Here is a 12,325-nt window from a genome sequence, read left to right on the forward strand (position 1 = left end):
GCGCCGCGCCAGCGGTAGTTCCACCGATGCCCGTCGCGGGGTGGGGGCGTAAGGTCGGTAGCCCGGTCCGGCGACGCCGGGCCCTTCTCTTTCCGGAATCAAGATGCTCCGACAACAACAGACCTTCCGCCGCGCCTTCATGGCGGCGGCCCTCGCCACCGCCGCATCGGCCGCCAGTGCCCAGCAGGTCAACGTCATCTGCTCCGTGCAGGCCGACTGGTGCAACATGATCGCCACCGTCTATGCGCGCACCACCGGCGTCAAGATCAACTTGGCGCTCAAGGGTTCGGGCGAGGCGCTGGCCCAGCTGATCGCCGAGCGCGACAACCCCAAGACGGACGTCTGGTTCGGCGGCACGGGCGATCCGCACCTGCAGGCCGCCGAGCAGAACCTCACGTTGGAATACAAGTCGCCCACGCTCACGCAGCTGTACCCCTGGGCGCAGCAGCAGGCCCAGCAGTCGGGCTTCCGCACCGTGGGCATCTATTCGGGCCCGCTGGGCTTCGGCTACAACACCGAACTGCTCGCCAAGAAGAAGCTGCCGGTGCCGCGCAGCTGGGCCGACCTGCTCAAGCCCGAATACAAGGGCGACATCCAGGTGGCCAACCCCGCGTCCAGCGGTACGGCCTACACCATGATCGCGACGCTGGTGCAGCTGATGGGCGAGGACAAGGCTTTCGAATACCTCAAGGGCCTGCACAAGAACGTCTCGGCCTACACCCGTTCCGGCACCGCGCCGATCAAGGCGGTGGCGCGCGGCGAGACCGCGGTGTCGATCAGCTTCGTGCACGACGCGCCGCAGGAGAAGATGCAGGGCTTCCCGGTCGAGACGGTGACGCCCGCCGAAGGCACCGGCGCCGAGATCGGCTCCATGAGCATCGTGAAGGGCGCCCGCAACCTGGAGCAGGCCAAGAAGTTCTACGAATGGGCGCTGACGCCCCAGGCGCAGGCTTTCGGTGCGGCTTCCAAGCAATACCAGCTGCCGTCGAACAAGGCCACGGTGGTCGACCCCAACGTGCCCGACTTCAAGAAGATCAAGCTGATCAACTACGACTACAAGACCTACGGCGCCAGCGCCGAGCGGCGACGCCTGATCGCCCGCTGGGAAAAAGAAGTCAACTCGCTGCCCCGCTGAGTGCGCGCCCCCCGTTCGAACGCGGCGGCCTGGTCGTGCATCGCGATCGGGCTCGTCGCCTATGCGCTCTTGCCCTGGTATGCGATCCAGGACACCAGCTGGTGGCAGGCGCTGCCCGGCATCTGGCGTGAAGGCGATGCGGCCGATGGGCTGATCCAGGCTGCGAAGCAGGGGCGGCCATGGCTCTTCGCGGGCCTGGCCGGACTGGTGCTGTGCATGATCGGCTCGAGCCTGGCGCCAGGCCGCGCCCAGGGCCGTTGGTGGCTGGCGGGCGGCGGCCTCGGCGCGCTGGCGCTGGCCGTGTCGGGTCTGGCCATCGGCGCGCGCGGCTGGAGCTTCGCCGCACTCAACACGCTGTTCGGCGAACTGCAGGTCAACCAGTTCGGCATCGGCATCGGCGGCTTCGTCGTCTTCGCGATGCTTGTCGTGCTGGCCGCCTTCGGGCTCGCGCGGCTGGGCTTCTTCCGCGGCGACCTGTTCGTCTCCGCGGCCGTGGTGGGCTGTGGGATGGTGCTGCTCATGTTCATCGGCTGGCCGGTGGGCAAGGCGCTGTCGGCGGCCTTCTTCGACGAGGACGGGCATGCGTCGCTCGCTGCCTTCGGCGCGCGGGTGTTCACCGAACGCATCTGGGGCCTGGGCTGCGTCGGCGGCGGCACGAGCTGCGGCGTGGCCTGGAACACGCTGCTGCTGGCCCTGCTGACGGCCGCCGGCACCACCTTCCTGGGCACGCTGATCGCGCTGATGGCCGAGCGCGGCGCACGCCGCTGGCAGGGGCCGCTGAAGGTGGTGGCGCTGCTGCCCATCATCACGCCACCCTTCGTGGTGGGGCTGGGGCTGATCCTGCTGTTCGGCCGCGCGGGCGTGGTCAATCAGGCGCTTGAAGCGTGGTTCGGCATTCCTGCCACGCGCTGGTTCTACGGCCTGCCCGGCATCCTCACGGCGCAGCTCTTCGCCTTCACGCCCATCGCCTTCATGATCATGCGCGGCGTGGTGCAGGGCATTGCGCCCAGCCTGGAAGAGGCGGCCCTGATGCTGCGGGCCGACCGCTGGCGCACCTTCCGCACCGTGACGCTGCCGCTGCTCAAGCCCGGGCTGGCCAATGCCTTCCTGGTGGGCTTCATCGAGAGCATCGCGGACTTCGGCAACCCGGTGGTGGTGGGCGGCCAGTATTCGGTGCTCTCCACCGACATCTTCTTCGCCATCGTGGGGGCGCAGTACGACCAGGGCCGGGCGGCCTCGCTGGCGTGGGTGCTGACCCTCTTCGCGCTGCTGGTGTTCGCGGTGCAGCGTGGTCTGCTGGGCCGCCAGAACTTCACCACCGTGAGCGGCAAGGGTGACTCCGGCGTGCCCATGCCGCTGCCCACGGGCGTGCTGCGCACCGTGCAGTGCGTGGCGCTGCCGTGGATCGGCTTCACCGTGGTGGTCTACCTGTTCGCCTTCGCAGGCGGCTTCGTGCAGACCTGGGGGCGCGACTACACGCTCACGCTGCAGCACTTCCGCACGGCCTTCTCGCTGGAGTGGGGCCAGTTCGGCCTGGTGTGGGCGGGCACGGCGTGGAACTCGCTGTGGACCACGCTCAGGCTGGCGGGCCTGTCTGCGCCGCTGACGGCGGCGCTGGGCCTGCTGATCGCCTGGCTGCTGGCGCGCAACGAATTCAAGGGGCAGGGCGCCTTCGAGTTCGCCGCGCTGCTGGCCTTCGCGATTCCGGGCACGGTGCTGGGCGTGAGCTACATCCTGGCCTTCAACGTGCCGCCGCTGGAGCTCACGGGCACGGGCCTGGTGATCGTGCTGTGCTTCATGTTCCGCAACCTGCCGGTGGGCGTGCGGGCGGGCACGGCCGCCTTCAAGCAGCTCGACCGCTCGCTGGACGAGGCCTCGCTCATGCTGCGGGCCTCCACCGCGCAGACGCTCATGCGCGTGGTGCTGCCGCTGCTCAAGCCGGCGCTGGTGGCCGCGCTGGTCTACAGCTTCGTGCGGGCCATGACGACGGTGAGCGCCGTGATCTTCCTAGTCACGGCCGAGAACGAACTGGCCACCACCTACATCATCGGCCGCGTGGGCAACGGCGACTACGGCGTGGCGCTGGCGTACTGCACGGTGCTGATCGTGCTGATGTCGCTGGCCATCGCCTTGATCCAGCTGCTGGTCGGCGAGCGCCGGCTTGGACGCCGCAAGGTGGCGCCACCTGTCGCCGCATGACGCGCGCAAAAGAAACACGGAATACGCACAGATGAGCGACGGCATCGAATTTCGCAACGTCACCAAGCGCTACGGCAGCGACGCCAATGCGCCGCTGGCGGTCAAGGGCATCAGCTTCGAGGTGCCCAAGGGCACGCTGACCACCATCCTCGGCCCCTCGGGCTGCGGCAAGACCACCACGCTGCGCATGATTGCGGGGCTGGAGTCGCCCAGCTCGGGCCAGATCCTCATAGGCGGGCGCGACGTCACCACGCTCGGCCCGGCCGAGCGCAACGTGTCGATGATGTTCCAGAGCTACGCGCTCTTTCCGCACATGAACGTCATCGAGAACGTGGCCTACGGCCTGCGCATGAGCCGCGTCGCCAAGGCCGAGGTGGCCGCGCGCGCCCGCGAGGCGCTGCGCGGCGTCGGGCTGGTGGGCTTCGACGAACGGCTGCCCAGCGAGCTGTCTGGCGGCCAGCAGCAGCGGGTGGCTTTGGCGCGCGCGCTGGTGCTGGAGCCGGCGGTGCTGCTCTTCGACGAGCCGCTGTCCAACCTGGACGCGCGCCTGCGACGCGAGATGCGCGAGGAGATCCGCGCCATCCAGCAGCGGCTGCAACTCACCGTGGCCTATGTGACGCACGACCAGGGCGAGGCGCTGGCCGTGAGCGACCAGATCATCGTGATGGACCATGGCGTGATCGCCCAGCGCGGCACGCCCCAGGCGCTCTACAACCAGCCCGAGAGCGAATTCGTGGCCGGCTTCATGGGCGAGGCCATGGTCTTCGCCGGCGAGGTCGAGGCCGATGGCCGGGTGCGCCTGGGACCGATCGCCTGGTCCGCGCCCCAGCCGCTGCCCGCCGGCCCGGTCAAGCTGGCCGTGCGGCCTGAAGCTTGGCAGATCGGTGCGGCCGACGGCCTGCCGGCGGTGTGTGCCAAGGCTGCGTACCTGGGTCATGGCTACGAATACAGCTTCGACACCCCCCTGGGGCCGGTCTTCGTGCTGAGCGGCCATGCGGGACAGCCGATCGCGCAGGGCGAGCGGACGCAACTGGCGCTCGGGCGCCAGGGCGTGTCGGTCGTCCGCACCGCAGCGGCCTGAGCGCCCGCCCGGGCGCTCCTGAACGCGCGCTTGTCTCGGGAGGGGCCGATGCGCCTCCCGCGCCGCCTTCATGTGTGCGGCGCCCGGCCGCGACAATCGCCACTCGTCCGGCACCGCATCCGCCATGCGGCGCCAATCCCCTGTCGGTGTTCCCCGCTTCATCGCTTCGTCATCCGGGCGCCCCAGCATGCACGGCTGCAACAACGAAGGACGGGGAACTTCCATGGATCGAACTGTGATCGGCACACTCGCGGCCGCCGTCTGCCTTGGCCTTGCGGGCTGTGGCGGCGGCGCTTCCACCCTGCAGATCGGCAGCGCGACGCCGGTGCCTGCAGCGTCGGCACCAGCGCCAGCGCCCGCGCCGGCCGCGGCGCCGGCGCGGGCACCGCTCGAACTCACGCTGCTGCACATCAACGACCACCATTCCAATCTGGCGGCCAAGACGCGCACGCTGCAACTGCAGGCGGGCGACGCCACGCGCAGCACGGTCAGCGTCGAGGCGGCGGGATTTGCGCGCGTGACGGCCGCCATGAACCAGCTGGCGGCCGGCAAGGCCAACGTGCTCAAGCTGCATGCGGGCGATGCGCTCACCGGCACGCTGTTCTTCAACCGTGCCGGCGCCGACGGCGAGGCCGACGCGGCGCTGATGAACACCGTCTGCTTCGATGCCTTCACGCTGGGCAACCACGAGTTCGACAAGGGCGACAGCGGCCTCAAGAACTTCCTGGACCTGCTGCGCCAGGGCCGCTGCAAGACGCCCGCGCTGAGCGCCAACGTCGTCTTCGGCGCCAATTCGGCGCTCAACCCGGCGCGCGCGCCAGGCGCCGTGCAGCGGTCCACCGTGGTCGAGCGCAGTGGCCAGAAGATCGGCATCGTCGGCCTGACCATCGCGGGCAAGACCAAGGCCTCCTCCAGCCCCGACGCCGACACCACCTTCGAGGACGAGACCATCGCCGCGCAGCGCGAGATCGACCGCCTGCGCGCCCAGGGCATCGACAAGATCGTGCTGATGAGCCACATCGGCTACGAGTACGACCTGCAGGTGGCCAAGGCGCTGTCCGGTGTGGACGTGGTGGTGGGTGGCGATTCGCACACACTGCTCGGCCCCGACGCACTGAACACGCTGGGCGTGGGCTCGCCCGCCGGCGCCTACCCCACGCAGATCACCAACAAGGACGGCAAGCGCGTCTGCGTGGTGCAGGCCTGGGAATACGCGCAGGTGGTGGGCGAGCTCGAGGTCAGCTTCGACGCCAACGGCGACGTCACGGCCTGCAGCGGCACGCCGCATGTGCTGGTGGGCGACAACTACACGCTGGCCGGCAAGGCGCCCACCGATGCGCAGCGCAAGGCCATCCAGGCCGACGTGGCGGCCACCAACGGGCTGCTCTACACCGTGGCGCCCGATGCCACGGCCAGCGCGGTGCTCAAGCCCTTCGCCGACCGCATCGAGGTCTTCAACAGGACGGACGTCGCCGTGGCGGTTGAAGAGCTGTGCTCGCGCCGTGTGCCGGGCGGCGCCGGCACGGTCGACTATTCGCGCTCCAGCAGCAGCTGCAACACGCTTGGGAGCGTGTCGCTGCGTGGCGGCGACATCCAGCAGCTGGTGGCTCAGGCCTACCTGGAAGTGGCGCAGAAGAAGTACGGCGGCGCCGACATCTCGCTGCAGAGCGGCGGCGGCGTGCGCATTTCGCTCGTGCCCGGCAAGGTGACTGCGGCGCAGGTGATCCAGGTGCTGCCCTTCGGCAACATGCTGTTCCGGCTGGACATCACTGGTGCGGAGGTGAAGGCGATGCTGGAGGACGGGCTCGACGCGGTCTACGGCACCGGCGGCACGACCGGCCCCTATCCCTACACCGGCGGCCTGCGCTTCGACGTGGATGCGCGCCTGGCCAAGGGCGCGCGCACCAGCAACATCGAGGTGCGCGACGCGAAGACCGGCGCCTGGGCCGCACTGGACGCCAGCAAGACCTACAAGCTCTTCGTGCTGAGCTTCAACGCCAACGGCGGCGATGGGTACAAGACGCTGGCCGCCATGCCCGCGGCGCGGCGCCTGGACATCGGCGTGCTCGATGCCGACGTGTTCATGGACTACATCCAGTCGCAGGCCAGGGACAGCGTCACCGGCCTGCCGGCGTTGAAGAAGCTGCCGGTGGAGCTCTACAGCACCAAGAGCTACCAGGCGCCCTGAGCGCCTGCCCCTACTGCTCTTCGCTCCAGGCCAGCCCGTCGCGCGCGATCATGGCGCTGCTCGCGCTTGGCCCCCAGGTGCCGGCGGCGTAGGGGCGGGGGCCGCTGTCGTTCTGCCAGGCCTCGATCAGCGGCTCGACCCAGCGCCAGGCCTCTTCCTGCTCGTCGCTGCGCACGAAGAGGTTGAGCCGGCCGTCGATCACGTCCAGCAGCAGCCGCTCGTAGGCGCCGACACGCTCGGTGCCGAAGCGCTGGCCGAAGTCCAGGTCCAGTTGCACGGTGGCCAGCGGCTGGGTGCCGTCGCCGCTGCGCTTGCGGCTGTTCTGGGCCTGCGCCAGCAGGTGCAGCTCCAGCCCGTCCTTGGGTTGCAGGTTGATCACCAGCTTGTTGGCACTGGCCCCGGCCGGCGCGCGGAAGATGGCGTGCGGCGTGGGCTTGAAGTTGACCTCGATGCGCGCATCGCGCGAGGCCAGGCGCTTGCCGGTGCGGATGTAGAAGGGCACGCCGGCCCAGCGCCAGTTGGCGATCTCGGCGCGCAGGGCGACGAAGGTCTCGGTGCGGCTGGCCGGGTCGATGCCCGGCTCCTGCAGGTAGCCCTGCACCCGCTCGCCGTAGGCGGTGCCGGCGGTGTACTGGCCCCGTACCGCGTGCATGCCGATGGACTCGGGCGTCCAGGGCTTGAGGGAGCGCAGCACCTTGAGCTTCTCGTCGCGCAGCGCGTCCGCATGGGCATTGATGGGCGGCTCCATTGCCACGGCGCATAACAGCTGCAGCGCATGGTTCTGCACCATGTCGCGCAGCGCGCCGGTCTGGTCATAGAAGGCGCCGCGTTTTTCCACGCCCAGGTCCTCGGCGATGGTGATCTCGATGCTGGCGATGTACTCGCGGCGCCACAGCGGCTCGAACAGCGCGTTGCCGAAGCGCATGGCGAACAGGTTCTGCACCGAGGGCTTGCCCAGGTAGTGGTCGATGCGGAAGACCTGCTCTTCCTTCAGCACGCGGCCCACGGCAGCGTTGATGGCGCGGTTGGAGGCGAGGTCATGGCCCAGCGGCTTCTCGAGCACCACGCGGGTCTTGGGGCCGCCCAGGCCGGCGGCGGCGATGCGCTCGACGGTCTGGGTGAAGAGCGAGGGCGCGGTGGCCAGGTACATCACCACCGTGTCGGCATCGCGCTGCTGGAGCGTCTGCGCCAGGCGCTCGTAGTCCGCCGGCTTGGACAGGTCCATGCGCAGGTAATGCAGCAGGTCGGCGAACTTCTCGAATTCCTCCGGGCTGGGCCGCTTGGCGCCTTCGACGGCCTTGAAGCGGGACTGGATGAGTTCGCGGTACTGCGCATCCGACAGGTCATCGCGCGCCACGCCGATGATGCGGCCACCGGCCGGCAGGCTGCCGTGGCGGAAGGCCTGGAAGAGGGCGGGCATCAGCTTGCGCCAGGCCAGGTCGCCGGTGCCGCCGAAAAGAACGAGGTCGAAACTCATGGGGCAGAACATGCGCGCTGCGCGCGCGGTGGATGCGGGGCCCCGACTGTAAGCGGCGCGCCACATGCCGCATCCACGGATGTACGCCGCATGACGGGTCTTGCTGGCTTGCTGGCCAGGGCCTGCAGAGGGCGGACGACAATCGCGCCATGAACCTGGTCTTCGATCTCGGCGGCGTGCTCATCGACTGGCAACCCGCCGATCACCTGAAAAAGCACTTCCCGCAGCGGGCGGCCGACGACGCCTCGGCCCATGCGCTGGTCCGGGCCTTCTTTCACCATCAGGACTGGCTGGATTTCGACGGCGGCTTGCGGGAAGCCGAGGACGTGGCGGCGCGCACCGCCCAGCGACTCCAGCTTCCGCCGGATGCGGTCAGAGAACTGGTCGTGCCCTTGGGCGAGATCCTTCAGCCCGTGGCCGTCACCGTCGACATGCTGGCCCGGCTGGCCGAGCAGCGCGACGCGGGCGCGTCGCTCAAGCTCTATTACCTCTCGAACATGCCGCTGCCCTACGCGCGGGCGCTGGAGCGTCGCCTGCCCGAACTGTTCGGGCGCTTCGACGGCGGCGTGTTCTCGGGCGACGTCAAGCGCATCAAGCCGAATACCGAGATCTTCGAATTGCTGGCGTGGCGTCATGGTCTGGTGCCTGCCGACACCCTGTTCATCGACGACTCGGTGCCGAACGTGGAGTCGGCGATGGCCCTGGGCTGGCAGGCGCTGCACTGCACCTCGCCGGCTGCGCTCGCTGCGCAACTGCCGCGGATGGTGGACAAGGCGCTTGGCACCTGAGCACGTGCCGCGGGCCTGGGCGCTTGCGTGGCCCGCTCAGGCGGGCGCGTCCTGCGCGCCGCTTCGCACGACCTGGTCGATGTCGAAGCCCAGCGTGCGGGCGTAGTCCAGTTCGGTGGCCAGGCTCGCCTCGTCGAGGTGCTGCACGCGCGAGAGCACCCACAGGTAGTCGCGCTTGGGCGTGCCCACCAGCGCCACCTGGTAGTCGCGGTCGAGCTTGAGGATCCAGTAGTCGCCCCACACGACCGGAAGCCAGCGCAGCCATGCGGGTGCGAAGCTCACCGCCAGACGGCCGGCGCCGGGCAGGCCTGCCACGCGCACGGCGTGGGCGATGCCCACCGACTCGTCCACCTGGCCGTCCTGCCGGAGGCAGCGGTTGCGCACCTCGACCGTGCCGTCCGGCAGCGGGGTGTATTCAGCCGACACGGTACCGCCGCAGGCCTTCTCGAAACGGTTGGGCAGCCGGGCCTGCTCGTACCAGACGCCCGCATAGCGCTTGAGGTCCACCGGCGCGACCACCTGGAGCGGTGCGCGCATCAACGGGGCGCCGTCCGCGGGGCCGGCGGGCAACTGCCGGCGGCGGGCCCACTTCAGGCCCGCCATGGCGGCGATTCCGCCCACGCAGAAGGCGGCCGCGAGCAGCGCGATGCGGTGGCTGGTGGCGTGGTCGTTATCGAGGGCCTGGCTCTCGCTCAGGTCGTGGCCGGTACGGCTCATGGGGTCTCCCGGTGAGTGGATCGGAACAGCATGACAACTTAGCGTCCCCGGCGCGCGTGGCCTGTCAGCCACCAGCCAAAAGCCGCGTGCGCACGCGGGTTGCGCCACAGTCGCGCGACATAATCGTTTGCATGAACCAACTCGACGCCCTCCGCCAATGGACCACCGTGGTCGCCGACACCGGTGACTTCCGTCAGCTCGCCCAGTTCAAGCCGCAGGACGCGACCACCAACCCGTCGCTGATCCTGAAGGCGGTGCAGAAGCCCGAGTACCGGCCGCTGCTCGACGAGGCCCTGTCGCGCCATGCCGGCCGGCCGCTGGACGAGATCGTGGACCGGCTGCTGGTGCGCTTCGGCTGCGAGATCCTGGCGCTGGTGCCTGGCCGGGTGTCGACCGAGGTGGACGCGCGCCTTTCCTTCGACACCACGGCCACCGTGGCCCGTGCACTGCGGCTGGTCGATCTGTACAAGGCCGAGGGCATCGACGTCGAGAAGCGGCTGCTGATCAAGATCGCTGCCACCTGGGAGGGCATCGAGGCCGCGCGCGAGCTGGAGGCCCGTGGCATCCACACCAACCTGACGCTCCTGTTCTCCTTCGCCCAGGCCGTGGCCTGCGGTGCGGCGGGCGTCAAGCTCATCTCGCCCTTCGTGGGCCGCATCTACGACTGGTACAAGAAGAGCGCTGGCGGCAGCTGGGACGAGGCCGCCAATGCCGGCGCCAACGACCCAGGCGTGAAGTCCGTGCGCCGCATCTTCGACTACTACAAGCGCCACGGCATCGCCACCGAGGTGATGGGCGCGAGCTTCCGCAACGTGGGCCAGATCGGTGCGCTGGCCGGCTGCGACCTGCTGACCATCAGCCCCGAGCTGCTGGCCGAGCTGGCCGCCAGCGAGGCACCGCTCGCGCTGGCCCTGGACGCCGCCTCGGCGCGCGACCGCGCCGACATCCCCAAGGTCACGCTCGACGAGCCGGCCTTCCGCTTCGCGCTCAACGAAGACGCCATGGCCACCGAGAAGCTGGCCGAGGGCATCCGCGGCTTCACGGCCGATGCGGTCAAGCTCGACAAGCTGATGGGAGCCGCCTGATGCCCGTGCGCTGCGAGCAGACGCCCGCCTGGGCCCGCCTCCAGGCCCTGCGTGCAGAGCGCCAGGGCTTCGACCTGCGCCAGGCCTTCGCCGGCGATGCCAGCCGCGCCGCTGGCCTGAGCCAGGAGGCGCCGAACATCTTCGCGGACCTGTCCAAGAACCTGATCGACGCCGAGGTCGAGCAGGTCCTGCTGCAGCTGGCCGCCGACTGCGGCCTGGAAGCGAAGCGGGCCGCGCTCTTCGCCGGGGAGCCGATCAACAGCACCGAAGGCCGCGCCGTCATGCACTGGCTGCTGCGCACGCCCGCCGGTGCCACGGGCCTGGCCCCGGCTGCCGCAGCCGAGCTGCCGGCGGTGCACGAGACGCTGGACGCCATGCTGACCTACGCCGAGAAGGTGCGGTCCGACCACACCATCACCGACGTGGTCAACATCGGCATTGGCGGCTCCGACCTCGGCCCGCAGATGGCCGTGCTGGCGCTGGCCGAGCAGGTGGCGCCGGGCAAGCATTTCCACTTCGTGTCCAACGTGGATGGGCATGAACTGGCCGGCGTGCTCAAGGGCCTGGCGCCGGAGCACACGCTGTTCCTGATCGCCTCCAAGACCTTCACCACGGCCGAGACCATGGCCAACGCCCAGTCGGCCAAGCGCTGGTACGAGCAGTCCGGCGGCACCGACATCGCCGGCCACTTCGCGGCGCTCACCACCAACGTCGATGCGGCGCGCGCCTTCGGCATCGACACCACCTTCGGCTTCTGGGACTGGGTGGGCGGCCGCTATTCGATGTGGTCGGCCATCGGCCTGCCCGTCGCGCTGGCTGTGGGGGCCGAAGGCTTCCGCCGTCTGCTGGCGGGTGCCCATGCCATGGACGAGCATTTCCGCACCGCGCCGTTGGCCCACAACCTGCCGGTGCGGCTGGGCCTGCTGGATGTCTGGTACCGCAACTTCCTGGGCTTCACCAGCCGCTGCATCGCGCCGTACCACAGCGCGCTGCGCCGCGTGCCGGCCTACCTGCAGCAGCTGGAGATGGAAAGCAACGGCAAGCAGGTGGACCAGGACGGCCGGCCGCTCGCCGTGGGCACCTCGCCCGTGCTGTGGGGCGAGCCGGGCACCAACGGCCAGCATGCCTACTTCCAGATGCTGCACCAGGGCACGGACGTGGTGCCGCTGGAATTCGTGGCCGTCCGCCAGCCGGCGCATTCGCTCGAAGGCCACCATGCCAAGCTGCTCGCCAACGCCCTCGCGCAGGCGCAGGCGCTGATGGTGGGCAAGGCCGACGCGGGCGGGCATCGCAACTTCCCCGGCAACCGGCCGAGCAGCTTCTTCGTGCTGGACGAGCTTACGCCCGAGTCGTTGGGCGCCTTCATCGCCATGTACGAGCACCGGGTGTTCGTCAGCGGCGCGATCTGGGGCATCAACAGCTTCGACCAATGGGGCGTGGAGCTGGGCAAGGTACTGGCCAAGGACCTGGAGCCGCGGCTCGCCAGCGGCGACGTGCAGGGGCTGGACGCCTCCACGGCCCAGTTGCTGGGTCGGCTGAAACAGGGCTGATCACGCCGCTTTCCCTTCCTCGGCCCGGGCCTGGCGTCCGGGCCGAAGTCCGTCTGGCGACGCCTGCGCCGATCAGAGCGAAAATGCCCGCCGGACCCGATTCCG

The 12,325-nt window shown here is 69.6% G+C and carries 9 protein-coding genes; 7 read left to right on the forward strand and 2 right to left on the reverse strand.

Going from position 1 to position 12,325, the window contains the following annotated elements; all coding sequences use genetic code 11:
• The first annotated feature begins 103 nt into the window (after positions 1-103).
• The 4 genes from ACT54X_RS11880 (at position 104) to ACT54X_RS11895 (ending at position 6,603) form a co-directional block, all read left to right on the forward strand.
• Entirely contained in the window at positions 104-1,135 is a 1,032-nt protein-coding gene (locus ACT54X_RS11880) for an ABC transporter substrate-binding protein (RefSeq protein WP_476346680.1), read from the forward strand.
• Entirely contained in the window at positions 1,136-3,334 is a 2,199-nt protein-coding gene (locus ACT54X_RS11885) for an ABC transporter permease (RefSeq protein ID WP_294370654.1), read from the forward strand.
• Positions 3,335-3,365: 31 nt separating this feature from the next.
• Complete coding sequence (locus ACT54X_RS11890) at positions 3,366-4,415, forward strand: ABC transporter ATP-binding protein (protein WP_294370652.1); 1,050 nt, start codon at positions 3,366-3,368, stop codon at positions 4,413-4,415.
• A gap of 223 nt (positions 4,416-4,638) precedes the next feature.
• Entirely contained in the window at positions 4,639-6,603 is a 1,965-nt protein-coding gene (locus tag ACT54X_RS11895) for a bifunctional metallophosphatase/5'-nucleotidase (RefSeq protein WP_476346682.1), read from the forward strand.
• A 10-nt stretch (positions 6,604-6,613) separates the two neighbouring features.
• On the opposite strand, the gene zwf is transcribed toward ACT54X_RS11895, so the two are convergent.
• Positions 6,614-8,080 carry a glucose-6-phosphate dehydrogenase gene (zwf, locus tag ACT54X_RS11900; protein ID WP_294370648.1) on the reverse strand — a complete coding sequence of 489 codons (1,467 nt, stop codon included), beginning with the start codon at positions 8,078-8,080 and terminating at the stop codon, positions 6,614-6,616.
• A gap of 149 nt (positions 8,081-8,229) precedes the next feature.
• Between zwf and ACT54X_RS11905 the strand changes: the two genes are divergently transcribed.
• Complete coding sequence (locus ACT54X_RS11905; RefSeq protein ID WP_294370646.1) at positions 8,230-8,868, forward strand: HAD family hydrolase; 639 nt, start codon at positions 8,230-8,232, stop codon at positions 8,866-8,868.
• A 36-nt stretch (positions 8,869-8,904) separates the two neighbouring features.
• Here the strand turns inward: ACT54X_RS11905 and ACT54X_RS11910 are convergent, their stop codons facing one another.
• Complete coding sequence (locus ACT54X_RS11910; RefSeq protein WP_294370644.1) at positions 8,905-9,585, reverse strand: lipocalin family protein; 681 nt, start codon at positions 9,583-9,585, stop codon at positions 8,905-8,907.
• A 131-nt stretch (positions 9,586-9,716) separates the two neighbouring features.
• Here ACT54X_RS11910 and tal point away from each other — a divergent pair, with 131 nt between their 5' ends.
• Positions 9,717-10,670 carry a transaldolase gene (tal, locus tag ACT54X_RS11915; RefSeq protein ID WP_294370642.1) on the forward strand — a complete coding sequence of 318 codons (954 nt, stop codon included), beginning with the start codon at positions 9,717-9,719 and terminating at the stop codon, positions 10,668-10,670.
• Positions 10,670-12,220 carry a glucose-6-phosphate isomerase gene (gene pgi, locus ACT54X_RS11920; RefSeq protein WP_294370640.1) on the forward strand — a complete coding sequence of 517 codons (1,551 nt, stop codon included), beginning with the start codon at positions 10,670-10,672 and terminating at the stop codon, positions 12,218-12,220. The genes tal and pgi overlap by 1 nt, the downstream gene beginning before the upstream one ends.
• Positions 12,221-12,325: the final 105 nt, after the last annotated feature.

It is taken from the genome of Pseudacidovorax sp. DMC4, assembly GCF_056314265.1.

Excerpts from the sequence above, each read along its gene's own strand:
- ACT54X_RS11895 (WP_476346682.1), top strand. The coding sequence starts at position 4,639 with ATGGATCGAACTGTGATCGGCACACTCGCGGCCGCCGTCTGCCTTGGC.
- pgi (WP_294370640.1), top strand. The coding sequence starts at position 10,670 with ATGCCCGTGCGCTGCGAGCAGACGCCCGCCTGGGCCCGCCTCCAGGCC.
- ACT54X_RS11905 (WP_294370646.1), top strand. The coding sequence starts at position 8,230 with ATGAACCTGGTCTTCGATCTCGGCGGCGTGCTCATCGACTGGCAACCC.
- ACT54X_RS11880 (WP_476346680.1), top strand. The coding sequence starts at position 104 with ATGCTCCGACAACAACAGACCTTCCGCCGCGCCTTCATGGCGGCGGCC.
- ACT54X_RS11910 (WP_294370644.1), bottom strand. The coding sequence starts at position 9,585 with ATGAGCCGTACCGGCCACGACCTGAGCGAGAGCCAGGCCCTCGATAAC.
- tal (WP_294370642.1), top strand. The coding sequence starts at position 9,717 with ATGAACCAACTCGACGCCCTCCGCCAATGGACCACCGTGGTCGCCGAC.
- zwf (WP_294370648.1), bottom strand. The coding sequence starts at position 8,080 with ATGAGTTTCGACCTCGTTCTTTTCGGCGGCACCGGCGACCTGGCCTGG.
- ACT54X_RS11890 (WP_294370652.1), top strand. The coding sequence starts at position 3,366 with ATGAGCGACGGCATCGAATTTCGCAACGTCACCAAGCGCTACGGCAGC.